Origin of the sequence: Hymenobacter jejuensis (genome assembly GCF_006337165.1) — a bacterium.
GTDB classification, from domain to species: Bacteria; Bacteroidota; Bacteroidia; order Cytophagales; family Hymenobacteraceae; genus Hymenobacter; species Hymenobacter jejuensis.
The window spans coordinates 1,038,491-1,064,165 of the sequence record NZ_CP040896.1 but is presented as its reverse complement, the minus strand read 5'-3'; the positions used below and the strand labels follow the sequence as shown (position 1 = coordinate 1,064,165).

Genomic DNA, 25,675 nt, shown 5'->3' with positions numbered 1-25,675 from the left:
TTATCTTTGCATTAACCTGTGGCCCTAACTGTAGTAGCTGCACTTTTGACAATGGGTATAATACTTGCTTCGCTCTGAAGGATTGGTAGAAACTAGTACTTGCCCTAGTTTCTTGATGAATATAAACAAATGAATACTTCTTCGAAGAAAGAATCTATTATCTGGGAATCAATCGAAAATGTTTCCTATTATTTGTCTTCGGGTGAGAAGAAACGCGCTGTAGCTATGTTTCTTCTTCTATTCATCTCTTCCCTCCTCGACGTATTTGGGCTGGCATCCCTTGTTCCTGTAATTATGGCTGCTTCCCGTCCAGGAAGTATATTTCATAATAAATATTCGTTGTGGTTATATGAAAACTTAAAATTCTCTTCCGAAAGAAATTTTTTCGTCTTTTTAGTTCTTGTATTACTTTTATTTTTTATCGTAAAAAATTTGTTTACAACATTTATCAACTATAAACAAGAAAAATTTACAGCCAGAATTGCGCTAAATGTAATTGATAGCCAATTCGAGAAACATAATCGTTTGCCATTTTGGCATTTTAATCAATTTGGATCCGCAAAACTGATCCATATGACGTTTACTGTTACCCAATCTTTCATCAATGGCATAGTCAGGCAGCTATTTGTGTTTTTTTCTGAGGCAATTATAGTTGCGGTTATTGTAATAGGTATATTGATATATAAGCCAGCTTTATTTATGATTCTCATAATAGTGCTGGTGCCAGCTATGTTGTTGATTTATAAATTATTAAATAAGAGATCCGCGCATATTGGTAATCAGCTTAATGAGGCTCGTCCGATGTCATATGCTCGGATTCTGGATGCGTTCACAGGCTTTATTGAGTTGCGTCTGGCAAACAAGCAGGAAGAATTCAAGCAAAAAGTATTAAAATATGAAAAAAATATTCAGGAACTAGATGCAAAAAATTTCCTGTTTACGCAGCTGCCTGTTAAGGTGATAGAAGTAATGGCTGTATTAGCGGTTGTTACTATTTTTTTATATTCTTTGTTCTTCTCTAATGATCCCGGCAGCCTAGTGACTATTATAGGGCTCTTTGCCGCCGCGGCCTATAGATTAATGCCCTCTATCAATAGAATGCTTAATGCCATGGTGACTATGCGTGGCAATCGCTATGCATTTGACGAGTTGATTCGGTTTAGATCGAACCTTACTCAGATTTTACCGGTGCAACGTCCTCTGCAATTCAACCAGCGTATTGAATTTAACAATATAACATTCAGTTTTCCGGGCACCACCAAGCCAATGCTCCGAAACATTAGCTTTGAGGTAAATAAAGGCGACAAAATTGGGCTGATCGGCTCTTCTGGGTCGGGCAAAACAACTCTAATGAACTTGCTGTTGCGGTTTTATATAGAGCAGCAAGGAAATATTTTAGTAGATGATCAACCCTTGACGGAAGAAAATTTAGAGGCTTGGTATAAATTAATAGGTTACGTCAAGCAAGATACTTTTTTAATGGAGGCATCAATTCAGGATAACATTACGCTTGGTGACGAGCAAGTGGATACCGAACGCCTGCGCTATGCTATCGAACAGGCATCTTTGCAGAGCTTTATTAGCACGCTTCCTGAAGGACTGGCAACGACCATTGGCGAACGCGGCTCGCGTCTGTCGGGCGGACAACGTCAGCGTATTGGAATTGCCCGAGCTCTGTATAAGAAAACGCAGGTATTGGTCATGGACGAGGCTACCAGTGCCTTGGATAATAAAACCGAACGTGAGGTTTCCGAAGCAATAAGTGGGTTAGCCAATACCAATATAACTATGTTCATTATTGCGCACCGTATCACTACACTCAAAGATTGCGATCGAATTTATGAGTTGCGGAATGGTGAATTATTTGCGGAATTTCAATACGACGAGTTAATCAGTAAAACAGAAGCGTCATAGAAGCTACTGGGGCCGGAATCATTAGCTATCTCTTCTTAGCACTTTATGACTGTTTCTGTAATCATTCCGACGTATAACGGAGCGCAAAAAGTTCTGAACGCTTTGCATGCATTGGAAAAACAAACTCTTGCTCCCAATGAAGTTATAGTGGTTGTTGATGGTTCTACGGATAATACTGTAGAGCTATTGCAGAATTCTTCGTGGTCATTTGCCGCTTTTAAAGTAGTTGCACAAACCAACCAAGGCCGTGCTGCCGTCCGTAACAGGGGCGCGCAGGAGGCTACCGGAGAACTGCTAGTGTTTTTTGACGACGACATGCGGCCAGAGCCAACTTGTTTGGCTGAGCACGTCCAGCACCATTCCCAGATGATGGATACCATCGCTATGGGCATGTCGTTGGAGGAGGACGCGCGAATGAACACGGACTTTCAGCATTATAAAGCTTACTTAAGTCGGAAATGGTTTAGTCCACTTACTGAGTCCTCGGATATAAGGCAGATGTCGGCCGATAATCTCTTTCTCACGGCCGCGAATCTGTCTCTGCCTAAAGCCCTGTTCTTGCGATTGGGCGGGTTCGATAGCTTTCTTCGTGATATCGAAGATTTTGACTTGGGAATGCGGGCAACGGATGCCGGCGTGCCTATATATCTATTAAGCCAAGCCTTTGCTTGGCACGATGATTTTGTTAGCTGTGCTTCTTATGTTAGACGGCTCCGCGAATATCGGAAAGCGCACAAGATTCTGGCCGAGCGACGTCCGGAGTTGTATAAAAAATATGGTGCTAATCCTGTTTTGCAGCCTTCTGGGTTAAAGGCGCAAGTTTTTTCTTTGTTTTCCGCTCCTTGGTGGCAAAAGGTTATTGATAAAGGGTTGTTGAGATTTTTACCCAAGGGGCCACGCTACAAGCTGTACGACATTGTAAGCACTGCTCAAGGTGTTTATTTCATCGATCGGTAAGCAGTGCTTACCGGTTTTCTCTTTTATCTACTTTAGGAAATGGTAAATAATAAGCGCCGGAGACGAGTAACCTATATTATTTCTAATATAGATAAGGCGCTGGCATTCGAGTGGGTTGCAGCTCAACTCGACAGAAGCCACATTGATCTTTCTTTTATTCTCCTGAACCACGGGTCTAGTGTACTGGAGGACGTACTGTATAACCTTGGCGTTCCCACCGTTAGGGTCGAGTACAATGGCAAGAAAGATTTGTTGCGTGCTTTATGGCAAGTGCGTCAGCAGCTCAGCACTTGGCGAACGCAAGTTGTGCATACACACTTATTTGAGGCTAGTCTAATAGGGCTGCTTGCTGCTAAGTCATTAGGAATTAGCAAACGTATTTTGACGCGTCATCATTCTACTATGAACTATGATTACTACCCACGCGGGGTATACTATGATCGCCTTATGAATGCTATGGCTACAGATATAATAGCCATTACCGAAGTTGTGCGTGAGGTCTTAACTGACCGTGAGTCCGTGCCTGCTTCTAAAATACATCTGATCCACCATGGGTTTGATCTGGCAGCCTTTAAGCATCCCAATCCAGCTACAGTTGAGTCTTTGCGCATCAAGTACTCGACCAAAGAGAAATATCCGGTGATCGGGGTGATTGCTCGGCAAACAGCTTTGAAGGGAATTCAATATATCATTCCTGCTTTCGCTCAGGTATTGGCTATTTATCCTAAGGCGAAATTATTGCTTGCCAATGCCCAAGGAGATTATAAAACGGAGATCACGGCTTTTTTGCACCAGTACCTGCCTTCTTCGTCTTATCAAGAAATTGCTTTCGAACTAGAATTAAGTTCTCTTTATAAACTATTTGATATATACGTACATACGCCAATCAACAGTCAGATCGAAGCTTTTGGCCAAACCTATGTAGAAGCATTGGCGGCTGGTATTCCATCCGTGTTTACGCTGTCTGGAGTTGCGTCAGAATTTATTCGGCACGAAGAAAACGCGTTGGTAGTTCCGTTTGAAAATTCCGCCGCCATTGCGCAAGCTATCGAGCGCTTTCTGGCAGATGCTAACATGCGGGAGCGTTGTCGGGCTAATGGTCAGGCAAGTGTGGCGCAGCAGTTCAGCCTTGATACCTACCTCAAGGCGTTAGAAGAATTATATACTGCCTAAATAAAAAAGGCGCTGGCTTTGGCTTGAACGCACAGTTTGGGCCCGAACGAAAAGAAGCAACCCATTGTTGAGGCTCACACTTTACCTTTGTGAACCTCAACTAAAATTGGGGCCGACCGAGCTCAATCTTCATGAGCATGGTTGGTAATAGAGGAGTATACAATAGACCAAAGTCCACCTTGGTTTAGAAAAAACCGTTCAAGACAGCATGCACTTATTAGTCCTCCAATCCTTTGGTAAGGAAAGCGAATACAGAAGGGCGCTACTGACCATTTTAAGTTTCTGGGCATGGTATAGCGGTCCAGCGGAGCGGGTGAGAACGGTGCTGTTTACGGATCAGCCGGAATTCTTTAAGCCCTTGGTCGGTGATTTGCCCGTGGAATACGTGCAACTGACGCCTGAGAAAATCAAAGTAATGCGCGGTGGCATCGATTTTCTGCACCGGATGAAAATCGCCGTGATTGAGGAAGCATTTCACCTGCATCCAGGGGCTGACATCTTGTACGTTGACTCCGATACCTTCTTTACACGTGATGCCCTTACTTGGATGGAAAGCTTTCGCCCTGGGCGGAGCTTTATGCATCTGCTGGAATATCAATTTGGGGAGTGCCGCGATATGCCTTTGCCCGCTGGCGAAACATTTCGAGCCTACCTCAATTATCTGGAAAACAATAAGTTACATACGAGCAAAGGCGAAGAGCAGTTTGGGGCGCACAGCGAATCCTGGAACGCGGGCGTGATGGGTTTGCCTGCCAAGGCAAGTGCTTGGATATCTGATGTTTATGCGATAACGGAGCAATCTTATCCTTCCACGCTCAATCATGCCAGTGAGCAGTATGCTTTTTCGCTGGTATTGAAAACTCGCTCTGAATTACTGCCTTGCGACCAGTATGTATATCATTACTGGTATCGGGTGAAAAAGCAAATTGTGGACCTGCTGCTGGCGGAGGCTTTCAGCGGAGATTTTCAACGCGTTCCTCTGGCTGACAAGTTGCAACTGGCCAAACAACTTACTCAGCAATTGCCCGAAACTTTTGAGCATCATATTTTGATGTTGCGTGACAATGCCGTCCAGGCATTCACAGACAACCGCTTCACGGAGGGGTATCGCCACGCTTTCCGGGCCTTGAGCAAGTCGCCGTTCAATCCGCAATTCATCAAGGACGTGCTGTATCATGCTAAACGCCACTTAGCCAGTTCATAATGAGTCAGCCTCTTAAAGTAGAGTTCTGCGTTGCCTACGACTGGTATTTTTTAGCGCACTCTATCCCGTTGGTATACGCCGAAGCCGATGCAATCTGTCTGGCGCTGGACAAAGACCGTATCAGCTGGGCTGGTCAGCCCTTCTCCTTCGATGAACAAGGCTTCCGCGAATTGGTGACAAGCTTAGACCCGGAGGGCAAGATTACCGTGTACGAAGACGATTTTCATCTGCCCGACTTGGCGCCTATGCAAAACGAGAGTCGGCAGCGACGCTTGATGGCTGAGCGCATGGGGGAAGGTGGCTGGCACATACAACTCGATGCCGATGAATATTTTCTGAACTTCTCCGGCTTTGCGGCCTGGTTACACAATTTCAAAAGCAGCCGCCCCCTTAACATTCGTTGCCCTTATATCACGCTGTTCAAGCAGCTGGATGAAGGTTTTTTGGTGGTAGAGCAACCCGATTACTTCAAGCTCGATGGCAACCCAGTGGCGACCAATAAGCCAGCCTACCAGTATGGCCGCATCAGTGAGTGGTTTAACATTTACGCTCCCTTTTACATCCTGCACCAATCGTGGGCGCGGGCAGAAGATGAAATTCGCGAGAAAGTCAGCAATTGGGGGCACAAAAACGACTTCGATACGGATGGGTATCTGAGGTTCTGGTTGGGGCTGAACACGGCTAATTTTCAGGGCGTTCGTAATTTCAACCCGCTAAAACCGGCGACTTGGCCGGGGCTACAACTGGTACCTGCCCGACAGGTTGAGGATTTGGTTACATATTATAATGCTCACCCGCCGCTCGTTCCCAATAAGGCAAGATTGGCGTGGGAGAATTCGGTTTGGGCATCGCGTTTCCGTAAAATATTGAGCGCAGTCCGCTAAAAAGCTGGTTTGGTTACTGTAACTGCGAGTAGTTTTCTGTTGATAATCGGTGATGTGTAACGGTCACTGTTTGAATGTATTACCCGTTCTCCTATGGTGCGCACCGATTCATCTGTTCATCTAGCCATCGCCTTCGATGAAAATTACCTCGAACCGTTTTACGCGCTGATCACTTCTGTTTTCCAGAATAATCCGCAGAATCGGATTGAAGTTCATGCTATTGCAACGGGAGTGTCGGATGCTTCGAAGCGAGGTATTGAGGAATATATCCAGCGACACGGGTCGGCAATACACTTTTATCAGGTTGATGAGGAGTATATCTCGCGCTTTGTATTAACCAGCAAATGGACGCCAGCAGTATATTATCGGCTGTTTTTTCCGTTGCTGGTTCCTGCATCTGTCGAACGCCTGCTCTATATTGATACGGATACGTTAGTGGTCGGTGACCTGCGCGAATTCGATAAGATTGAGCTGGGCAGCTATCCAGTCGCTGCAGCGTATGATAATTGGGTAAAGACTAATCCAGATTTAGGAATTACGGAAGAAGGAAAATATTTCAATTCGGGCGTATTGTTAATGAACGTGCCCGAGTGGAAAAAGCAAAATGTATCGGAGAAGGCCATTGATTTTCTGTTGAAGTACCCTGAAAAAATCAAGTTTGTCGACCAGGATGCGCTCAATGCAGTGTTGATCGGCAACTGGCTTCGCATCGACAACCGCTATAATCTCATTTATTCGCTCATTCCCGAAACGTTACCGCGTAAGGAATTTGACGCTTTTCTGGCCGATAAAGTCATCCTGCATTTTACCTTGCAACGCCCCTGGACGATGTTGTGTCAGAACCGGTTCCGGTATCTGTACCGCCGCTATTTGGCACAATCCCCTTTTAAATCCACCCGCCGCTACACCGATTTTGCAGTCAGTAAAATTCCGCGGTTGATGCGCATACGTCTACGCGAATTGTATTTTGACAACCCTAGCGCTGCTTCGCTTTGGCAACGGCTAAAAGGCAGCGTCTCTTAAAGGTAGAACCAGGAGCTGTGTATTTTTGCTTGAGATATTTCAAACGCGCATGAGTTTGCAGCGCGCAGTTGGTTCCTCTTACCTATTTGCATGTCAACAACTCCGTATTTCAGCGTCGTTATTCCAACTTACAACCGGGCCAGTTTCATTCCGGCTACTCTTGATTCGGTCCTTGCCCAGCAATTCGCTGATTTTGAGGTATTAATAGTTGACGATGGCAGCACCGACGACACGGCGGCTGTGGTAAAGCGCTACACCGATCCGCGGCTGTTGTACTTGCCCAAAGCCAACGGCGAGCGTGGCGCCGCCCGCAACTACGGCTTTGCCAAGGCGCGTGGAGAATACGTACTGTTTCTCGATTCAGACGACCGATTTTTACCGCAGCATTTGGCCACGCTGCATCAGAAAATTCAGGAAACCGGCAAGCCCAATTTCATAGCCTGTAAGTATAATTTCGACCGAAATGGCGTACTCGCAGATAGCGATGTAAGTGGCTTAGCAGAAGGAAATTACGGGCTTGATTTTTTCATTCAAGGCAACTCGTTGGCCTGCAACATTTGCGTACGGCGCGCAAACACCGCCCTTAAGCTGTTTGAGGAAGAACGTCGTTTTGCAGGGGTGGAAGATTGGATGTTCTTATTGGAAAACACGCAGCACGACAACGTGTACATCGTGGATGCCGTGACGCTGACCATGAACGACCATGATGCCCGCTCCATGCACGACGACAGCAGGTTGTTGATTAACAGATGGATGCAACTGCCTGCTTGGTTTGACAAGCACTTGCGCTTGAATGCAAGCCAACGCAGTCACTTGCTCGGACACATCCGTTACCTTTGTGCTATTCATGCCTATGCCGACGGCCGACGAAGCGAATCGTTGCGCTTTGCTTTTCAGGCGGCTTCAGGGCTGTCCAAAACAAAAGCAGCGATCTTGCTGCTTCGGTGCTTAGTGGGCCCTGGCGTAATCGGGCAAGTGAAAAAACTTGTCAGGTAGAGAATATTAATATTATCCAACTTATTGATAACCAGTAAGTTGTGAAAATAGCTCTTGCTGAATGGAAAGTGTAAATGGCATTCAGCGTTTCCTTGGACTTCAATAGTAATCGCCCATGTGCGGCATAGCTGGCTTTCTAAATCTTACTTCCGCTTCGCCCCTTGACGAAGCAGCCCTGCGTGGCATGACAACCTGCCTCGCGCATCGCGGACCCGATGCGGATGGGTTTTACTTTGACGGCAAGGTAGGACTAGGGCACCGTCGGTTGAGCATTCTCGACTTGTCGACGGCGGCTAACCAGCCGATGCACTCGCACAACGAGCGCTACGTTACTATTTTCAATGGTGAGGTTTACAACTTCCACGAGATTGCGGAAAAGCTAGGCGTGCCGATGCGCACTACTTCCGACACCGAAGTGATTCTGGAAGCGTATGTGCGATTCGGGCCGGAGTTTGTGCACCTCATGAACGGCATGTTTGCCATCGCGATCTACGATAAGCAGACGCAAACGCTCGACATCTTCCGGGATCGGATGGGTATCAAGCCGGTTTACTATTACCTTGATAATCAGATATTTGCATTCGCTTCGGAATTAAAATCTATTGTTCATATTCCCGAAGTCAAGAAGACGCTGACCATCGATGCGGAGGCCGTGCGGCACTTTTTGCATCTGGGCTATATTCCGCGGCCGCACAGCATTTATTCGCAGATCCGGAAGATGGATTCCGGCTCTTATGTGCGGGTAAGCGGCAGTGAACTGACCGAAACGCGCTACTGGAAACTGGAAGATCAGATCAAAGACCAGGTCATAAGCGACCGCCAGGAGGCCAAAGCCCAGTTGAACGAACTACTGGTTAGCTCAGTCCGGTATCGGATGATTGCCGACGTGCCATTTGGTACTTTCCTCAGCGGCGGCGTCGATTCGAGCTTGGTGACTGCCATTGCGCAGTCGGTTTCGAGCACGCCCGTCAAGACATTTTCCATCGGCTTCGACTCGGCTAAGCACAACGAATCGGATTACGCCAAGGCCGTCGCAGACAAACTGGGCACCAATCACCACAGCTTTCAGGTCACGTACAAAGAGGCCATGGACACGGTGGGCTCGCTGGCCGGAATTTACGATGAGCCTTTCGCCGACTCTTCAGCCGTGCCTACGCTGATGGTATCGAAGCTGGCTCGCCAGCACGTGACCATGACGCTGTCGGGTGATGGCGGCGACGAATTGTTTCATGGCTACGGCATGTACACCTGGGCGAACCGGCTGGCCCGCCAGCCATTGCGGGGGTTACGACAGCCTGCGGCGGCCGTATTGGGTCAGATGGGCAATCGCTACAAGCGGGTTGCACAATTGGTAGCGTTTCCGGATGCCAAACGTGAGCGGAGCCACATCTTCTCGCAGGAACAATACTTGTTCACCGAAACGGAACTGGACAAGCTGTTGCAGCCCAAGTGGCAGAGCAAAGCAGCGTTGCGCGAGCAATGGCAATGGCCCGCCGGCCGCACACCCACAGCAGCCGAAAAGCAGGCCCTGTTCGACATGCAATACTACTTGCAGGATGACCTCTTGGTAAAAGTAGACCGGGCTACCATGGAGCATTCTCTCGAAACGCGGGTACCGCTCCTGGATTACCGCGTCGTGCAATTTGCGCTTAACGTGGCGCCCGAATTGAAAATGCACGACGGCGAAAGCAAATCTTTGCTCAAAGACGTCTTGTATGATTACCTGCCGCGCAGCATTTTCCAGCGGCCCAAGTGGGGTTTTTCGGTGCCGCTAGGCACGTGGCTCAAAAACGAGCTGCACTATCTTATCGACGAGCATCTATCGGCTGAATCGATAGAAAGTGCTGGATTTGTGCAGTATAGCGCAGTAAAGCAGTTAGTTGATCGCTTTGAACGTGGCGAAGACTATTTGTACAACCGCATCTGGCTGTTGATTGTATTGCACCAATGGCTAGCTCTGCACCGCGCATCCGCATGATAGCATCCGACTCCACAGCGGCGACCAACGCTGCTCCGCACGTTTTGTTTATTTCCTACGACGGCATGACTGACCCGCTAGGGCAGTCGCAGGTGTTGCCGTACCTGACCAATCTGGCAAAGCGTGGGTACCGTATTACCTTGCTTTCCACCGAGAAGCCCGAACGCTTCGAGCAGCACCGCGCTACCATCGAGGCGATCGTGCAGAAAGCCGGCATTACGTGGGAGTATATCTTTTTCCGTCGCAAGCCGCCAGGGCTGGCTAAGTTTCTCGACTTGAGAGAATTAAAGCAAAAGGCGCTTTCCATCCATCGCCGCACCCCCCTCGACATGACGCACTGCCGTAGCTATGTGAGTGCCGCGGTGGGACTGATGTTGAAGCGCAAATTTGGCATCAAGATGCTGTTTGACATGCGCGGCTTTTGGGTCGACGAGCGAGTCGATGGCGGCATCTGGAACCTGCGCAATCCGGTTTTCCGGTATGCGTATCGGCAATACAAACAAAAAGAAGCCTCTTACATCGCCGCGGCCGACGGTATTATCAGCCTGACCGAAAACGGCAAGCAAGAAATCCAGACTTGGCCGGCTTACCAAGGGGCTCCCATCACCGTAATCCCGTGCAGCACCGATTTCGATCTTTTTCCGCTCATTGACCGGGCGCAACGAGCTCAAGGAAAAGCAGAACTAGGGATTCCTAATAATGATTTAGTTATCAGCTATTTAGGCTCGGTAGGTGGATGGTATCTGCTGGATGACATGCTGCGGCAGTTTTGGGTAATCAAACAGCAATTCCCGACGGCCCGCATGTTGTTCATTACGCAAGACTCTAAGGAGGAAATATTGGCGGCCGCCCGTAAGCTCGAGGGCCTGCGTGAAGAAGACTTTTTGGTCCGCGCTGCCACGCGCCAGCAAGTGCCTAAGCTGCTGGCCGCTTCCGACATCAATCTGTTTTTCATCAAGCAGAGCTATTCCAAGAAAGCGAGCTCCCCAACTAAGCTGGGTGAAATTCTGGCGATGGGAATCCCAGTGATTTGCAACGCTGGCGTGGGCGACGTGGAGAGCATCATCCGCGACACGGACGGCGGCATTGCAATACCCGAACTTACTGAGGCATGGCTCCAGAAAGCGGCGGCACAAGTACCGCAACTGCTGGCCAAAGATCCGGAGACGTTACGCCGCAACGCGCAGCCCTACTACGATTTGGGCCGTGCGGTAGCTTCTTACGAGCAGCAGTACGCACGCATCCTAAATCGGAAAGCGGCTAAGGCCTGATTTATGATAATTTCATATCGTATTGGTAGTCAATACGATATGAAATTATCTAAGCTTTGTAAAAGCTATTGACCGCAGCAATGACGCGTTGCTGATCGGTTTCGGAAAGTTCGAAATATAAAGGCAAGCGCAGCAGGCATTCGGCGAAGCGGCGGGCGTGGGGCAATTGGCGACCGTCGTGGAGGTTGTGGTAAAACGGGCTGTTGTGCAGCGTTTGGTAATGGAAAACCGCCAAGATCTGGTGCTCCGCGAGGTGTTGGATCAGCGCTTGCCGCTCGTTGGTATCACGGCAAATCAGATAGAAAATGTGTCCGTTGTGCGTTGCGTAAACTGGGATGGCGGGCAACGCGCAATGGCCTGCTTCGGCTAGCGATTGAAGCGCCGTCGCGTATCGGTTCCATTGCTGCAAGCGTTGCTCCCGGATGGCTGTGATTTGTTCGAGCTGGGCCCAGAGGTAAGCGGCCGTCAGCTCGGACGGCAGAAACGACGAGCCAATGTCAATCCATTGATACCGAGCGGCTTCACCGCGGAAGAAAGCGGCGCGGTTGGTGCCTTTTTCCCATAGAATCTCGGCACGCTCCGCAAAACGTTCGTCATTGATCGCTAGTAAGCCACCTTCGCCGGCAATCACGTTTTTAGTTTCGTGGAACGAGAAGGCGGCCAAATGGCCGATTGCGCCCAACGGTTTCTCCAGATAATACCCTTCGATGGCTTGGGCCGCATCTTCAATTACCCAAATGCCGTGTTCTTCGGCTAGGGCCAACAGGGGCGCCATGTTGCAGGCTACGCCGGCATAATGTACCGGCACAATGGCTTTTGTGCGCGGCGTAATCAGGGATGCAAGCTGACTGATGTCTAGATTCGGATTGTCTAAGTAGCTATCAGCGAATACGATACGGGCACCGCGGAGCACAAAGGCATTCGCCGTTGAGGTGAACGTGAATGAGGGCATGATGACCTCGTCGCCGGGGTGTAGATCAAGCAGCAACGCCGCCATCTCCAGCGCTGTGGTTGCGCTCGTGGTCAGAAGGGCTTTGGGAATGCCGTAGCGTTGTTGAAAAAAGCGCTGGCAAAGCTGCGTAAACTCGCCGTTGCCCGAAAGTTTGCCCTGGGCCACGGCTTGCTGAATGTAGTGCAGTTCTTGGCCCGCTAGAAACGGTTTGTTAAACGGAATTGGCTTCATCAGGGGCGCTTACGTTGTTGCTTCGATCACGTAAAGCGGCCGATTTCGCACCCCTTCGAATATTTTGCCTACGTACAGTCCAATCATGCCCAGCACTAAGATGATGAGGCCGGAGAAAAAGCTGATTGAAATGATCAGGCTAGCGTATCCCTGCACGACAATCTGGCCCAGCAGCGCTCTCACCAACATAATCAGGCCAAGGGTGAAAGCGCCGCCAGCCAGTAAAAGGCCTAACCAGACAGTGAGGCGCAGCGGTTTATCGGAATAAGCCAGCAGGACATCGGTAGCCAGGCGTAGCTGCCGCACGATGTTGTAGGTGCTGGGCCGCCCATTGACACCGTGCTCTACGGGCAGGGTAGTTTGCCGGAAGCCGGCCCAGCGCACCATCGTCGGAAAGTAGCGAATGCTTTCGCGCAAGCGGCCCACTTCCTGGATAACCCGCTGGTGGTAAATGCCGAAGTTGGCTACCAAAGGATCCTGTGGCGTGCCGGATAGGTAGGAAAGGACGGCATAGAAGCCGCGCGAAAAAGTGCGCGTAATCCAAGGGTCTTGACGGGCCGTCCGGCTGGCCATCACCACGGCGTAGCCTTGTTGTGCTTTCTGATACAGACGGGCTATTTCTTCAGGTTGGTCCTGTAAGTCGCAGTCCATCACCACAATCCATTGACCGTGGGCTACATCGAGGCCGGCCGTGATGGCGTGGTGTTGCCCAAAATTACGACTCAGCTTCAATCCGCGAATGCGCGGGTCGAGGGCCGCGTGCTGCTCAATGAGGAGCCAGCTGCCGTCGGTGCTGGCATCATCGACCAGGATGATCTCGTATTCATCGGTGAGAGCAGAGAGGGTAGCGGCCAGCCGTTGCAGCAATTCATTCAACACCATTTCGGCCTGATAAACGGGACTGACAACGGAAAACAGCGGTGCGCTGGAGGAAACGGCCATCGGCGAAACTAGCAGGACGGATACTGCAGGCCCTAGCTGCAATGCCAATGCCTGATCCTATGAATGTCGACAAAGATAAATCCGTTTGGATAATGCTTCCCGGGCAAAAGCTTAAGTAAACCTGTGGAAGCTAGGAAGTAGCTGAATACATTGGTATTTATCTGTGTAAATAGTTGATAATTAGTTATTTGTGTAGATATGGAGTAGCGTTTTATTTCGTGAAAAAGAACCATGATTCCCTGTCCGAATCTTCCTCAACCCAACTGCAGGTTTCGTCAGGCGGCGTGCGCTGCCTTTGGCCGCGGCCGTTGGAAACTCGGCAGACTGCGGCAGTTGCCGTACCTTTGCCCGCTACTTCATGAGAATGCCCACGTGGGCCGCTACTGCTACTTATGCACATTTTATTTATAGTGCCGTATCCGCCCGGAAAAGCGCCATCGCAGCGGTTTCGTTTTGAGCAGTACTTTGATTTTCTGACGGAAAAAGGCCATACCTACCACGTAGCACCGTTTCTGTCGGACAGCACTTGGGCGATTTTGTACAAGCCGGGCCATACGCTGGCGAAAGTGCTGGGAATTTTGGGTGGTTTTGTGCGGCGGGCAGCGTTGTTGTTTACTGTGCCCCGCTACGATCGGGTTTTCATTCACCGAGAAGCCGCACCTATTGGTCCCCCCATCTTTGAATGGCTGATAGCCAAGGTGTTAGGAAAGAAAATTATTTACGATTTCGACGATGCCATCTGGATGAAAGACCCAGCCGGCGAGCAAACGTTCATCAGCAGCTTGAAGTGGCAGCAGAAGGTCGGCAGCATCTGCCGATGGGCGTACAAGGTGAGCTGCGGTAACGCGTATCTGCGCGAGTACGCATTGCAATTCAATCCCAACTCCATCATCAACCCGACCACGCTCGACACCGAACACCTGCATAACCAAGTGCGCGACCAGCACCAAACCAGCCGCCCCGTGATTGGGTGGACTGGCACGCATACCACATTGCGCCATCTCGATTTGGTTTGGCCGGTATTGGAGAAGTTGGAAAATGAAGGCTACGACTTTGAGTTTCGCGTTATTTCCAACCAGCCGCCCGAACACACCGGGTTGCGGTCGCTTACGTTTACGCCTTGGCGCAAAGCCACCGAGATCAAGGACCTGTTGGGCTTTCATCTGGGGCTGATGCCGTTGGTGGATGACCCGTGGGCGCGCGGCAAATGTGCTTTTAAAGCACTGCAATACATGTCGTTAGGCATGCCTGCCTTGGTGTCGCCAGTTGGGATGAACACGGAAGTAGTGCAGGAAGGCCACAATGGCTACATCTGCGATACGGACGCCGAGTGGGAAGCGGCATTGCGCAAGCTGCTCGCCGATCAGGAGTTGCGGGCCAAGCAAGGCGCTATGGCGCGGCGCACCATTGTTGAGCGCTACTCCGTGGTGTCAAACAAAGAGAATTTTCTGGCCTTGTTCCAGTAATCGCTAGTAGGTATATGGCTCATAATCAAGTAGTTGCTTCTGAGAAGGGCAAATTCGTAATCTCGCTTGACTTTGAGATTAACTGGGGTGTGCGCGATCAGCAAACGCTGGCCCAATACGGCCCTAATTTGCTTGGGGTGCGGCAGGCGGTGCCGGCTATGCTGGCCTTGTTTGCCGAATACAAGCTGCGCGTAACTTGGGCCACGGTTGGGTTGCTGTTTTTCGCCAACAAGCGCGAGATGCTGGCGCATTTGCCAACCGTTCGCCCCGAATACGCCGATCCGAAGCTGTCGCCCTATCTGGCGCTCGATGCCGTAGGCGAAGACGAGGCCAGCGATCCGTACCACTTTGGCCTTTCGCTGATTGAGCAAATCCGTCGCACGCCGGGGCAGGAGATGGCGACGCATACGTTCTGCCACTATTATTGCCTAGAGCGCGGCCAAACGCCCGAAGCCTTTCGGCACGATTTGCAAGCTGCCCAGCGCATTGCCACCGAACAAGGGCTTGATTTGCGTAGCTTGGTGTTTCCGCGTAACCAGCACAACAGCAGTTATTTATCGATCTGTCAAGAATTAGGCATCACCAGCTACCGGGGCAACGAAGCCTCATGGATTTACAAAGAGCGCAACGAGGAAGAACAGACGCTGTATAAGCGGGGTGCCCGTTTGCTGGATGCCTACGTAAATCTGTCGGGTCATAACTGTCACGCTATGAGTGACATAGCCCGTTCGTTTCCTTATAACATCCCCGCCAGTCGGTTTCTTCGGCCGTGGTCGGGGCGGATGAAGGCGTTGGAAGGGTTGCGCCTCAAGCGCATTCTGAGCGGTATGGAGCACGCGGCTCGCCGCGGCCTCGTCTTCCATTTGTGGTGGCACCCGCACAATTTCGGAGCTAATCTGCCCGAGAACATGGCTGTGCTCCAACGCATTGCCGAGCATTACCAGCACTTGCAGACCGCCTACGGGATGGAAAGCTTATCCATGCGCGACATAGCCGATCGTCTTCAACTCCAACAATCCCTGCCTGCATGAGCCAGTCTGCTTTCTCCGGGAAAAGAATCGTCATTCTCGCCGGCCCCGGCGAATCCACTGATATTCTGTTTCACGCGCTCGATCGGGAGTTTGGCGTCCACCGCATCATCGTGGAAACGCCAGTGAGTCAAAAGCAATTGCTAAAGCGACGATTGGAAAAGCTAGGCTGGCCGACCGTGGCAGGACAGGTTTTATTTAAATTATTGATAGCGAAGCAGTTAGAGGGAAGCTCGAAGCGGCGCCTGCAAGCTATCAAACAGCAGCAGCAACTTGATAGCCGTCCTTTACCTGAGGATCGGGTGGTCCGGGTAAGCTCGGTGAATGCACCGGAATGCATCGAGCAATTACAGCAATTGCAGCCCGACGTGATTGTGGTGAACGGCACCCGCATCATCTCGAAGAAGGTGCTAAACAGCGTGCCTTGCAAATTTATCAACACCCACGCTGGTATCACGCCGCTTTACCGTGGCGTGCACGGAGGCTATTGGGCGCTGGCCAACAACGATCGTGCGCATTGTGGCGTTAGCGTGCACCTTGTCGATCCCGGAATTGATACGGGGGCCATCATCGCCCAAGCCCTAATCGATCCGACCCCGGAAGATAATTTCGTCACCTACCCGCTGCTGCAACTGGCGGCTGGGCTGCCTTTGCTCAAGCAGGCCATCCGCGACGCGCTGCAAGGCACGCTGATGCTCAAACCGGCTCCCGAAGGGCAATCGCGGCTGTGGTCGCATCCTACGTTGCAGGAGTATCTGCACAATCGGCGGCGAACCGGCACGAGGTAATAAGTAAGCTACGAAGCAGGCGTTAGCTGCGGCCTGGAAGCTACCACACGCCGCGATGGGCGCTTAGTTTTCTTGGGTATGCTGATATTCTCAAGAATATATAGCCCCGACACATAAAAAGGAATCAGTGGAATCTTGTACCGCACCAAGGTTCCGAAATTAGAAGTGGATACGCCTACAGCCACGGCAAAAATCAGGGAAAAGACGAAGCACAGGCTCAAGACCGGCGTGCTGCTGATATAGCGCAGCGTTTTGCCCACCCCGACGCGCCAAAATATGCGCAAAGTAAAAAATAGAAAAAACGTGGCCTCTATGGCAGAAAGCAGCATTACGGGGTTGCGGGCTTCAAACAGAAATGGCCGAAACAAAGAGACGATAATGGCCTGTGGAGCTAGCTTAGCCATGCCAGTAAGCGTGCCGTCGAGCTCGCCAATATGGTACGCAGAGCCGCCTTCATTCATGCTTACCTGATAAAGGTAATCGGCCGTGATTTTGCTGCGTTCTCCAATTTTGGTCACGTCGTATTGGGCATCGCCAGCCGTTAATCTGGTAGTAGCAAAAAAGGCTACTGCCCCGCCCAAGCCAAGTAAAATGGGCTTGGCCAACATCCGGATCGTAGGATCTTTGATGCGTTGGCTATTTTCATTAAATACCCAAAGCAACGCCGGCGGCAAAAATGAAAGCAGGATATATACCTTAACGGCGAATAATAAATAGGCTGCTAGAAAACCAATTATTAACGATTGGGTGGGCCGTTTTTTTTGAATGGCTCCTTGGTAAAAGGCATAAAATAGCCAACCGAGAGCTCCCATGCATAGCGAGTCTTTCATCAGCCCGGAGCCCCAAAAAAATACAGAGGGAATAAAGAAAACGGCTGTTGCTAAGTTCTTGTAAATCAATGGTTTGATTTTGACGAAAGTCAAGAACATGGCCCACATGCCGCTGAAGCTAAGTCCAGCGAACATAAGGCCAATAACGGTGTAGGTGTTAAAGCAAAAGAGCCCGCAAATAGCGGCGATTCGTATCACCGAAAACTCCTTAGGTGCTCCATACCACTCCATTTGAGCAGCATAATTTGCCGTTGCGGGATCGTACTCGCCGTGGGAGAAGATCAGTTTAAGGCCCACGGAAGGGGAGGTAGTAAAGGCGTTATAAATTACTTTGACGTGGTTGAAGTAATTGTAAGTATCACCGCCGTGATAATAGAACTGATAAATGAGGCCCAGAGCGATTGCACCAATAAATTTGGCTGTTAGAGCCGGAATGAAATATTTACGCGTAAAGGCATTGGTCGCTTTCTTGCGAACCGCGAACGCGATGGCATAAAAAATTCCCAAATAGAAAGGCGTCAGAAAAAGGTCTTGCAGCTCCATCGCGGTGGGTTACTTTTTATGAGCCTTTATGTACGCTTTGGCCTCGCGAAAACTTTCCGATTTGCGGTCGGCTTTGTCGAGCACCTCCTTGTAATACCGTATCGCGGTTTTGGGATCCTCTTGTTGATCAGCAATGCGAGCAAGCTCCCGATTAGCGTAGAGGTAAAAGCCGCCGGTAGTTTCACTCGTGCTCTCAGCAAACACGATGCACCGTTGGTAGTAATCCTTGGCTTTCTCGATGTCTTTGTAGCGATACTCCATGAGCCACCCCAAGAAGTAGGTGGCGTACTTGCCGCTTATCGCTTCGTAACCGGGCATGCCCCGGTTGATTTTGTCTAGTATCTCGCGGCTTACTCGTTCGCATTCCCGGTGTTCGCCTTCATTAAAACAGAGCAGAGCGTAGAACCGCTGGAAATAGCCGTTGTCGGGATAATTGGTTGCTAGATAACGAGATATGGGCATTGCGGCCTTGCTGTCCTCTTCCTCATTATTCAGAATCTTCATGAGGAAAAACTTCGCCTCCAAGCCAGTGTAGAAGCCGTTGTTGGCCACGTTACGCAACTGTTGCAAACCCAGCTCACGATTGCCTTTGGGGAAGAACAATAGCACCGGCCGCAGCAGCGGGTAGGTTTCCGAAATCCAGACGGCGTAATAATTAAACAGCGCTTGTCCGAACAGAAACTCTGGACTTAAGCCGTTGGCTTCTTGGCTGATCTGCAAATATTCCAAGGCCCGCTTGCTGCTGACCGTCGCCTTGCGCCAGTTTTTGCGTTCGGCGTTCAGGCGCGCATCAAACCCGTAAGCGGCAGACAGGAAAAAGCAGGCCTCGTAGTTTTTGTTGTCGCGCTTGTAGAGCTGCTCGCCTTTAGTGATGGCCGTGTCCATGTAGGCGAAAAAGATCTTGTCGTACTGCTTGGTCTGGACGTTGGTGGGCACGATCTTCCACCAAGTGCTCAGGCCCAGCAGGAAGTAGGGCATCGGGTGCTGGGGGTAGCGGCGGCGCAGCGAGCGGAACTGCTTTTCGGCCTTGTCGTACTTGAAGTTGTAGAGGTTCTGCACGGCTCCCTCCAACTCCAGCTGGATATCCTTGTCTAGCAGCAACCAACCTTTGGTGTCAACGGCCGAAGGCAGAATGTCCACGTTGTCCACGTCGATGTGCCGCATGGGAGCTGGGGCCTTACGCGCTGTGTCGGTACCCTGGGCCATCGTAAGAAAAGGCATCAGCGCCAGCAACAGGACAAATCGGAGTTTTAGAGTCATGGGTGACGTTTGGCAGCGGCCTCAGCAATTGTAACGGGTGCTGGAAGGCGACTGAACAGAGAAGCTAAAGTATAACTTTTATCCTAGCTTTGGCTAACTAACCGAAGCCCAATGCAGCTCTTGCGAACCTTATGCCAGATAGCGGCTCCTGCCGGGAACGAGGCTCCTTTAACGGAATTCTTGCTCAACTACATCGACCAAAACCAAGCCTCTTGGCGAGTGCAGCCACAAGTCGTAACCGGTAAGGAATTTCAAGATTGCATTATTTTGATATTTGGCCAGCCGCGGACGGCTATTTTTGCGCATTTGGATAGCATAGGATTCACAGTTCGGTATGGTCGACAGCTGGTACGCATCGGAGGGCCCGATTTGCAAACCGGTTATCGGTTGGTAGGGCGTGATTCTCAGGGTGATATTGAGTGTACGCTCCTTATTGAGGAAGAAACCGGTGAGTTGGGCTATGAGTTCACGCGTGACATCGATCGGGGTACCGAACTCACGTTCAAGTGCGATTTCCGCGAAACAGAAAGCTCCGTGCAATCCTGTTACTTGGATAACCGACTTGGGGTTTGGAATGCTTTGCGCGTGGCCGAGACGTTGGAGAACGGCATTATCGCATTTAGCTGTTGGGAAGAGCACGGCGGCGGCTCCGTGGCGTATCTGGCGAAGTACATCCACGAGCACTACGGCGTTCGGCAGGCCCTTATTTCGGACATTACTTGGGTTACAGAAGGTGTGCACCCTGGCCAAGGCGTTGCCATTTCCCTGCGCGACTCCCTTATTCCGCGCCGCGCTTATGTCGAGCGCATCCGCCGCGTTGCTGAGCAGTCGGGCGTACCGTTTCAGCTGGAGGTAGAAGGCAGCGGCGGCTCCGACGCCAAGGAGTTGCAGCATGGCGCGCAGCCTTGGGATTGGTGCTTCGTGGGCGCCCCGGAAGACAACGTACATTCCCCCGACGAAATCGTCGACAAACGCGACATCGATAGCATGGTAGCGCTTTACCAAGTGCTGATGCGCGAGCTATAGTCAAACTCCATTCCACAAACCTAGCCTGATGGCCGGTTGGTAACCCCAACCGGCCTTTTTTATTGCCCACAGGCACATGGGCAAAGTAGGCCCGTTGCGTTTGGCTTTTAGAAAGTAAAGGTTGAGGATTAGGTAATAAATTCTATTTTACAACCCCATAGCAATCAATTCTTTCCAAAATCCAAACACCCACATCTTACCACCGCCTTCTATGACGAATTTTCTTTACGTAGTGCCCGCTTTGGGCGTATTGGCGTTGTTTTACACATGGCTGCGATCGGGCTGGGTTAGTCGGCAGGATGCTGGCGACGAGCGAATGCGCACCATTGCCGGCTACATTGCCGACGGCGCCATCGCCTTTTTGAAAGCGGAATACAAAGTGCTGACCATCTTTGGGTTGATTGCCAGCGCTTTTTTGTTTTACCTGGGCAGCACGGGCGAAAAGTCGAGCCCGGTAATCGTGATTGCCTTTATTATCGGTGCCGTATTTTCGGCTTTGGCCGGCTTTATTGGGATGAAAATCGCGACGAAGGCCAATGTGCGTACCGCGCAAGCCGCGCGAACTAGTTTGTCGAAAGCGCTAAATGTCTCATTTTCAGGCGGTTCTGTAATGGGTATGGGCGTAGCCGGTTTGGCCGTGCTAGGCTTGGGTTCGTTGTTTATTATCTTCTACAACATGTTTGTGTTGCGCTACAACGGAGGCGCCAACGGCATCGAAATGGAGCGCGCGCTGGAAGTCCTAACGGGCTTCTCACTCGGGGCGGAGAGCATCGCGTTGTTTGCGCGGGTTGGAGGTGGCATTTATACCAAAGCCGCAGACGTAGGCGCCGACTTGGTGGGCAAAGTAGAAGCTGGCATCCCAGAAGACGACCCGCGTAACCCCGCCACCATCGCCGACAACGTAGGCGACAACGTAGGCGACGTAGCCGGTATGGGCGCCGACTTGTTTGGCTCGTACGTAGCTACCATTCTGGCTACCATGGTGTTGGGCCGGGAAGTAGTGGCGGTTGGTGACCAATTCAACGGCCTTTCGCCCATTCTGCTGCCGATGGCCATTGCGGGCATGGGCATTGTGGCCTCGCTCATCGGCATTTTGTGCGTGCGGGTGAAAGAAGGCGGCAACGTGCAGGCTGCCCTGAACCTAGGCAACTACATCTCCGTGATTGTGTCAGCTGTTGCGGCTTTCTTCCTGATCCGCTGGATATTACCCAACGGCGATTTGGTAATCCGTGGCGTCACGTTCAACGCCATGAACGTGTTTTATGCAGTAGTAGTAGGCTTGATTGTAGGTACCTTGATGAGCATCATCACGGAGTACTATACGGCGATGGGCAAACGCCCGGTAATGAGCATTGTGCGGCAAAGCAGCACGGGCCACGCCACTACGGTTATCGGTGGTTTGGCCGTCGGTATGGAGTCTACTGTGCTGCCAATCATTGTGTTAGCAGCTGGTATTATTCTGTCTTATGAATGCGCTGGCCTATACGGGGTAGCCATTGCCGCTGCTGGTATGATGGCTACGACGGCCATGCAACTCGCCATCGACGCCTTCGGCCCGATCGCCGATAATGCGGGCGGCATCGCCGAAATGAGCGAACTGCCCAAAGAAGTGCGTGAGCGCACCGACATCTTGGACGCCGTAGGCAACACCACTGCCGCTACGGGCAAGGGTTTTGCCATTGCGTCGGCTGCCCTTACTTCGCTGGCATTGTTTGCCGCCTTTATGGGCACGGCCAATATTACCAGCATCGACATCAGCAATGCCCGCGTGCTGGCCGGCCTGTTCGTGGGCGCCATGATTCCGTTCATTTTCTCTGCGCTGGCAATTTCGGCCGTAGGACGGGCAGCCATGGCCATGGTGCAGGAAGTGCGGCGGCAGTTCCGCGAGATTCCAGGCATTATGGAAGGCACCGGCCGGCCGGAATACGAGAAATGTGTGGCTATCTCAACGCAGGCGGCTATTCGCGAGATGATGCTGCCCGGCGCTATCGCCCTGATTGTGCCCATCATCATCGGCTTTACGATGGGGCCTGAAGTGTTAGGCGGCACATTGGCCGGCGTGACGGTTTCGGGGGTGCTGATGGCCATGTTCCAGAGCAACGCGGGCGGCGCCTGGGACAACGCCAAAAAGTCGTTTGAGAAAGGCGTGATGATCGATGGCACCATGCAATACAAAGGCTCCGACGCGCACAAAGCTTCCGTAACGGGCGACACCGTAGGCGATCCGTTCAAAGACACTTCCGGGCCTTCGATGAACATTCTTATCAAGCTCATGAGCATCGTTTCGCTGGTTATTGCGCCCCATATCGCCGCTCCCGAGCGGGGCATGGCTCCCGTCGAACTGCCTAAGCACGAGCTGGATATCCGGCCCAAAGTGCGCTACGCCGACGTGGCCCCTCAAGCCGCCGAAGCCTTATTTATGTTGTTGCGCGAAAGACAATAACCCGAAATTCGTCGCTGCTAGTTGGCTATTGGGCTCTCCTTCGAGCCGTAGCCAACTAGCAGCTCGCATCTGGAAGCTGCCTCTCCAAGCCGGAGGGGCAGCTTTTTTTCTACTACCTTTGGCCACGTTTTCGCTTAAGGCCTCAACCCCACTCGGATGCCCTTGTCTTCTATCTCTTTGCATAACAAGCAGTTCGCGCCTTACCTGCCCGCTGCTGAAATCACTACCGCAGTTCAAGAGTTAGGGGCGCGCCTCAACGCCGATTATGCCGACAAACAGCCGCTGTTCGTGGCTGTGCTCAACGGCTCCTTTATGTTTGCCGCCGATTTGATGAAGGAAATGCACGTTCCGTGCGAAATCGCTTTCATTCGCGTGGCTTCCTACGAAGGCACCAGCACGACGGGCGAGGTAAAGGAGATTTTGGGGCTGCGAGAAGAAATCGAGGGGCGCCACATCGTTATTCTGGAAGACATCGTGGATACCGGCCACACGATGCGCGCCCTGCTCCAGACGCTGCGTGCCAAGCAGCCCGCCTCGCTGGAGGTAGCGACGCTGTTCATCAAGCCCGAATGCCTGCAACACGAGTTGGATATTCGCTATATCGGGCTATCCATTCCCAACGAATTTATCGTGGGCTATGGCCTTGATTACGATGGCCTTGGCCGCAATTTCCCCGACGTTTACAAAGCTTTCTAGCCGGGTTACTACGGCCGAGTTCTGCTGAACTTCGTACGTGGCGTTTTAGCCCTGATTTGTTATCTTTCCCAAAACCACCCGTTTTTCCCTCCGCGAAACTCCTCGCTTTATGCTGAATATTGTACTGTTTGGCCCTCCCGGCGCCGGCAAAGGAACGCAAAGTCAGAAGCTCATTGCCCGCTACAACCTCGTGCATCTTTCCACCGGCGATCTGCTTCGTTCGCAGATTGCGCAAGGCACTGAATTGGGGCTGCGGGCCAAGAAATTGATGGACGAAGGCCTGCTCGTACCCGACGAAGTAGTTATCGGTATGATTGAGAGCCAATTAGCCAATAACACCAGCGCGGCCGGCTTTATCTTCGACGGTTTTCCTCGTACCGTGCCTCAGGCCGAAAGCCTCGACGCCCTCACCCAGCGTTACAATACCGGCGTAACCTGCATGGTGGCGCTAGAAGTAAATGAGGAAGAACTCGTTACGCGCCTGCTAGAGCGCGGCAAAACCAGTGGCCGCCCCGACGACCAAGACGAAACCAAAATCCGGAAGCGTGTAACGGTGTACAACACCGAAACCGCTCAGGTAGCCGGCTACTACGCTACGCAGGGCAAGTTTCACGCCCTTAATGGCATCGGCGCCATCGAAGATATTTTTGGGCAGATTTGCGCCATAATTGACCGTCACCAAGGTGCCGCTACCTCCGTAACGGACAGCCAAGAAGCGACCGACGAAGTAAAGGCGTAACTTTACGGCGTTGCCAACAGGCGGCGTCCTTTTCTCTGTCCTCCCAAGCAAAGCGAAGGACCTTTTTGGATTATTTTATAACTGCTTGATTATCAGGCATTTGTGATCTAATCCAGAAAGGTCCTTCGCTTTGCCCTCTGTGCAGAGTTTTGCAGCGAGGCGGGTATGCTTTCGCCTTCTACATTCACATTTCAGAATTTTTTACGCAGTGGCTTCCAATAATTTCATCGATTACGTCAAGATCAACTGCCGCTCGGGCCGGGGTGGTGCAGGTTCGCATCACTTCTTCCGGGCCAAAGGTTTGCCCAACGGAGGTCCTGATGGCGGCGACGGTGGTCGGGGTGGCCACATCATTCTAGAGGGAAACTCCCAACTCTGGACGTTGCTTCACCTGCAATACCGCAAGCACATCATTGCCGGCCACGGCGAAGGCGGCGGCGAAAACCTGCGTTCTGGCGCACAGGGCGAAGATATCGTGGTGCCCGTACCGCTCGGTACCATCGCCCGCGATGCCGAAACCGGCGAGAAAAAAGTAGAGATCACAGAGCACGGCCAGCGCGTGATCCTGACGCCAGGCGGCCGCGGCGGCCTGGGCAACGATCACTTCAAATCGGCCACTAACCAAGCTCCCACCTACGCCCAGCCCGGCGAGCCTGGCATCGACGAATGGATAATTCTGGAGCTGAAGCTACTGGCTGATGTAGGCTTGGTCGGCTTCCCGAATGCGGGCAAAAGTACCTTGCTCTCGGTCGTATCAGCCGCCCGACCCAAGATTGCCGATTACGCCTTCACTACGTTGGTTCCGAACCTGGGCGTGGTGGCTTACCGTGATTATCAGTCGTTTGTGATGGCTGACATTCCGGGCATCATCGAAGGGGCCGCCGAAGGCCGCGGCTTGGGTACGCGCTTCCTGAAACACATCGAGCGCAATTCCATTTTGCTCTTTATGATCTCGTGCGACAGCGATGACATCGCCGCCGAGTACGGCATTCTGCTCAGTGAGTTAGAACAGTTCAACCCCGAGCTGCTGGAAAAACGCCGCTTGCTGGCCATCAGCAAGGCCGACCTGATCGACGACGAGTTGGAAGCCGAAATTCGGGAAACCTTGCCCAAGGATTTGCCCACCGTGTTCATTTCCAGCTTAGCCAACAAGAATCTCCAGCAGCTGAAGGATATGATTTGGCAGGAGTTGCACGCTAAGGAGTAACCCGGCTTGAGGGCCTGCTTGGCAGGCCGGGCTATACTAAAGCACGTCGCTTTTTCCGAACTAATCGGTAGTCTTCTTGGGTTTCCGTGCCAGATTGACAGCCAATTGGGCTTTGGCAAGTTCC

21 protein-coding genes are annotated in these 25,675 nt (G+C 51.5%); 17 read left to right on the top strand and 4 right to left on the bottom strand.

What is annotated here, in order from left to right; all coding sequences use genetic code 11:
* The first annotated feature begins 129 nt into the window (after positions 1-129).
* The 9 genes from FHG12_RS04160 (at position 130) to FHG12_RS04120 (ending at position 11,400) form a co-directional block, all read left to right on the top strand.
* The gene (locus FHG12_RS04160) at positions 130-1,914 is read left to right on the top strand and encodes an ABC transporter ATP-binding protein (RefSeq protein WP_139514528.1); all 1,785 of its coding nucleotides are present in this window, start codon (positions 130-132) and stop codon (positions 1,912-1,914) included.
* A 45-nt stretch (positions 1,915-1,959) separates the two neighbouring features.
* Positions 1,960-2,871, top strand: a complete 912-nt coding sequence (locus FHG12_RS04155) for a glycosyltransferase family 2 protein (RefSeq protein WP_139514527.1) — start codon at positions 1,960-1,962, stop codon at positions 2,869-2,871.
* Positions 2,872-2,910: 39 nt separating this feature from the next.
* A complete protein-coding gene (locus tag FHG12_RS04150; protein ID WP_139514526.1) occupies positions 2,911-4,044 on the top strand; it encodes a glycosyltransferase family 4 protein in 1,134 nt (377 codons plus the stop codon).
* A 208-nt stretch (positions 4,045-4,252) separates the two neighbouring features.
* Positions 4,253-5,248, top strand: coding sequence for a hypothetical protein (locus FHG12_RS04145; protein ID WP_139514525.1), 996 nt, complete (start codon positions 4,253-4,255; stop codon positions 5,246-5,248).
* Positions 5,248-6,132, top strand: coding sequence for a hypothetical protein (locus tag FHG12_RS04140; protein ID WP_139514524.1), 885 nt, complete (start codon positions 5,248-5,250; stop codon positions 6,130-6,132). Before FHG12_RS04145 ends, FHG12_RS04140 begins: the two co-directional genes overlap by 1 nt.
* 93 nt (positions 6,133-6,225) lie before the next feature.
* Positions 6,226-7,155: a glycosyltransferase family 8 protein gene (locus FHG12_RS04135; RefSeq protein WP_139514523.1), complete on the top strand. Its 930-nt coding sequence runs from the start codon at positions 6,226-6,228 to the stop codon at positions 7,153-7,155.
* Between the two features lie 90 nt (positions 7,156-7,245).
* A complete protein-coding gene (locus tag FHG12_RS04130; protein WP_139514522.1) occupies positions 7,246-8,151 on the top strand; it encodes a glycosyltransferase family 2 protein in 906 nt (301 codons plus the stop codon).
* A gap of 115 nt (positions 8,152-8,266) precedes the next feature.
* Entirely contained in the window at positions 8,267-10,129 is a 1,863-nt protein-coding gene (gene asnB / locus FHG12_RS04125; RefSeq protein ID WP_139514521.1) for an asparagine synthase (glutamine-hydrolyzing), read from the top strand.
* Positions 10,099-11,400: a glycosyltransferase gene (locus FHG12_RS04120; protein WP_139514520.1), complete on the top strand. Its 1,302-nt coding sequence runs from the start codon at positions 10,099-10,101 to the stop codon at positions 11,398-11,400. The genes asnB and FHG12_RS04120 overlap by 31 nt, the downstream gene beginning before the upstream one ends.
* A 49-nt stretch (positions 11,401-11,449) precedes the next feature.
* Here the strand turns inward: FHG12_RS04120 and rffA are convergent, their stop codons facing one another.
* On the bottom strand, positions 11,450-12,583 hold the full coding sequence (gene rffA / locus FHG12_RS04115) for a dTDP-4-amino-4,6-dideoxygalactose transaminase (RefSeq protein WP_139514519.1): 1,134 nt from the start codon (positions 12,581-12,583) through the stop codon (positions 11,450-11,452).
* A gap of 9 nt (positions 12,584-12,592) precedes the next feature.
* Positions 12,593-13,525: a glycosyltransferase family 2 protein gene (locus FHG12_RS04110; RefSeq protein WP_139514518.1), complete on the bottom strand. Its 933-nt coding sequence runs from the start codon at positions 13,523-13,525 to the stop codon at positions 12,593-12,595.
* Between the two features lie 392 nt (positions 13,526-13,917).
* On the opposite strand from FHG12_RS04110, the gene FHG12_RS04105 reads away from it, so the two are divergent.
* From FHG12_RS04105 to FHG12_RS04095, 3 genes are read left to right on the top strand one after another with little or no spacing between them, the layout of a single operon-like run.
* Positions 13,918-14,991 (top strand): glycosyltransferase family 4 protein, encoded by a 1,074-nt coding sequence (locus FHG12_RS04105; protein WP_139514517.1) that lies wholly within the window; start codon positions 13,918-13,920, stop codon positions 14,989-14,991.
* A gap of 14 nt (positions 14,992-15,005) precedes the next feature.
* A complete protein-coding gene (locus tag FHG12_RS04100; RefSeq protein ID WP_139514516.1) occupies positions 15,006-16,022 on the top strand; it encodes a polysaccharide deacetylase family protein in 1,017 nt (338 codons plus the stop codon).
* Entirely contained in the window at positions 16,019-16,807 is a 789-nt protein-coding gene (locus FHG12_RS04095) for a formyl transferase (RefSeq protein WP_139514515.1), read from the top strand. Before FHG12_RS04100 ends, FHG12_RS04095 begins: the two co-directional genes overlap by 4 nt.
* Before the next feature lie 8 nt (positions 16,808-16,815).
* Here FHG12_RS04095 and FHG12_RS04090 read toward each other — a convergent pair whose 3' ends face one another.
* Both FHG12_RS04090 and FHG12_RS04085 read right to left on the bottom strand, forming a co-directional pair.
* Positions 16,816-18,180: a hypothetical protein gene (locus FHG12_RS04090; RefSeq protein WP_139514514.1), complete on the bottom strand. Its 1,365-nt coding sequence runs from the start codon at positions 18,178-18,180 to the stop codon at positions 16,816-16,818.
* Positions 18,181-18,189: 9 nt separating this feature from the next.
* Entirely contained in the window at positions 18,190-19,440 is a 1,251-nt protein-coding gene (locus FHG12_RS04085) for a tol-pal system protein YbgF (RefSeq protein ID WP_139514513.1), read from the bottom strand.
* A gap of 111 nt (positions 19,441-19,551) precedes the next feature.
* Here FHG12_RS04085 and FHG12_RS04080 point away from each other — a divergent pair, with 111 nt between their 5' ends.
* From FHG12_RS04080 to obgE, 5 genes are all read left to right on the top strand, one after another.
* On the top strand, positions 19,552-20,466 hold the full coding sequence (locus tag FHG12_RS04080; protein ID WP_139514512.1) for a M20/M25/M40 family metallo-hydrolase: 915 nt from the start codon (positions 19,552-19,554) through the stop codon (positions 20,464-20,466).
* A gap of 211 nt (positions 20,467-20,677) precedes the next feature.
* On the top strand, positions 20,678-22,909 hold the full coding sequence (locus tag FHG12_RS04075; RefSeq protein ID WP_139514511.1) for a sodium-translocating pyrophosphatase: 2,232 nt from the start codon (positions 20,678-20,680) through the stop codon (positions 22,907-22,909).
* 156 nt (positions 22,910-23,065) lie between these two features.
* A complete protein-coding gene (hpt, locus tag FHG12_RS04070; RefSeq protein ID WP_174805788.1) occupies positions 23,066-23,605 on the top strand; it encodes a hypoxanthine phosphoribosyltransferase in 540 nt (179 codons plus the stop codon).
* Between the two features lie 109 nt (positions 23,606-23,714).
* Positions 23,715-24,344, top strand: a complete 630-nt coding sequence (locus FHG12_RS04065) for an adenylate kinase (RefSeq protein WP_139514510.1) — start codon at positions 23,715-23,717, stop codon at positions 24,342-24,344.
* A gap of 208 nt (positions 24,345-24,552) precedes the next feature.
* Positions 24,553-25,551: a GTPase ObgE gene (obgE, locus tag FHG12_RS04060; RefSeq protein WP_139514509.1), complete on the top strand. Its 999-nt coding sequence runs from the start codon at positions 24,553-24,555 to the stop codon at positions 25,549-25,551.
* Positions 25,552-25,675 lie beyond the last annotated feature (124 nt).

Coding starts and splice junctions, on each gene's coding strand:
- FHG12_RS04160 (WP_139514528.1), top strand. CDS start 130: ATGAATACTTCTTCGAAGAAAGAATCTATTATCTGGGAATCAATCGAA.
- FHG12_RS04155 (WP_139514527.1), top strand. CDS start 1,960: ATGACTGTTTCTGTAATCATTCCGACGTATAACGGAGCGCAAAAAGTT.
- FHG12_RS04150 (WP_139514526.1), top strand. CDS start 2,911: ATGGTAAATAATAAGCGCCGGAGACGAGTAACCTATATTATTTCTAAT.
- FHG12_RS04145 (WP_139514525.1), top strand. CDS start 4,253: ATGCACTTATTAGTCCTCCAATCCTTTGGTAAGGAAAGCGAATACAGA.
- FHG12_RS04140 (WP_139514524.1), top strand. CDS start 5,248: ATGAGTCAGCCTCTTAAAGTAGAGTTCTGCGTTGCCTACGACTGGTAT.
- FHG12_RS04135 (WP_139514523.1), top strand. CDS start 6,226: ATGGTGCGCACCGATTCATCTGTTCATCTAGCCATCGCCTTCGATGAA.
- FHG12_RS04130 (WP_139514522.1), top strand. CDS start 7,246: ATGTCAACAACTCCGTATTTCAGCGTCGTTATTCCAACTTACAACCGG.
- asnB (WP_139514521.1), top strand. CDS start 8,267: ATGTGCGGCATAGCTGGCTTTCTAAATCTTACTTCCGCTTCGCCCCTT.
- FHG12_RS04120 (WP_139514520.1), top strand. CDS start 10,099: ATGGCTAGCTCTGCACCGCGCATCCGCATGATAGCATCCGACTCCACA.
- rffA (WP_139514519.1), bottom strand. CDS start 12,583: ATGAAGCCAATTCCGTTTAACAAACCGTTTCTAGCGGGCCAAGAACTG.
- FHG12_RS04110 (WP_139514518.1), bottom strand. CDS start 13,525: ATGGCCGTTTCCTCCAGCGCACCGCTGTTTTCCGTTGTCAGTCCCGTT.
- FHG12_RS04105 (WP_139514517.1), top strand. CDS start 13,918: ATGCACATTTTATTTATAGTGCCGTATCCGCCCGGAAAAGCGCCATCG.
- FHG12_RS04100 (WP_139514516.1), top strand. CDS start 15,006: ATGGCTCATAATCAAGTAGTTGCTTCTGAGAAGGGCAAATTCGTAATC.
- FHG12_RS04095 (WP_139514515.1), top strand. CDS start 16,019: ATGAGCCAGTCTGCTTTCTCCGGGAAAAGAATCGTCATTCTCGCCGGC.
- FHG12_RS04090 (WP_139514514.1), bottom strand. CDS start 18,180: ATGGAGCTGCAAGACCTTTTTCTGACGCCTTTCTATTTGGGAATTTTT.
- FHG12_RS04085 (WP_139514513.1), bottom strand. CDS start 19,440: ATGACTCTAAAACTCCGATTTGTCCTGTTGCTGGCGCTGATGCCTTTT.
- FHG12_RS04080 (WP_139514512.1), top strand. CDS start 19,552: ATGCAGCTCTTGCGAACCTTATGCCAGATAGCGGCTCCTGCCGGGAAC.
- FHG12_RS04075 (WP_139514511.1), top strand. CDS start 20,678: ATGACGAATTTTCTTTACGTAGTGCCCGCTTTGGGCGTATTGGCGTTG.
- hpt (WP_174805788.1), top strand. CDS start 23,066: ATGCCCTTGTCTTCTATCTCTTTGCATAACAAGCAGTTCGCGCCTTAC.
- FHG12_RS04065 (WP_139514510.1), top strand. CDS start 23,715: ATGCTGAATATTGTACTGTTTGGCCCTCCCGGCGCCGGCAAAGGAACG.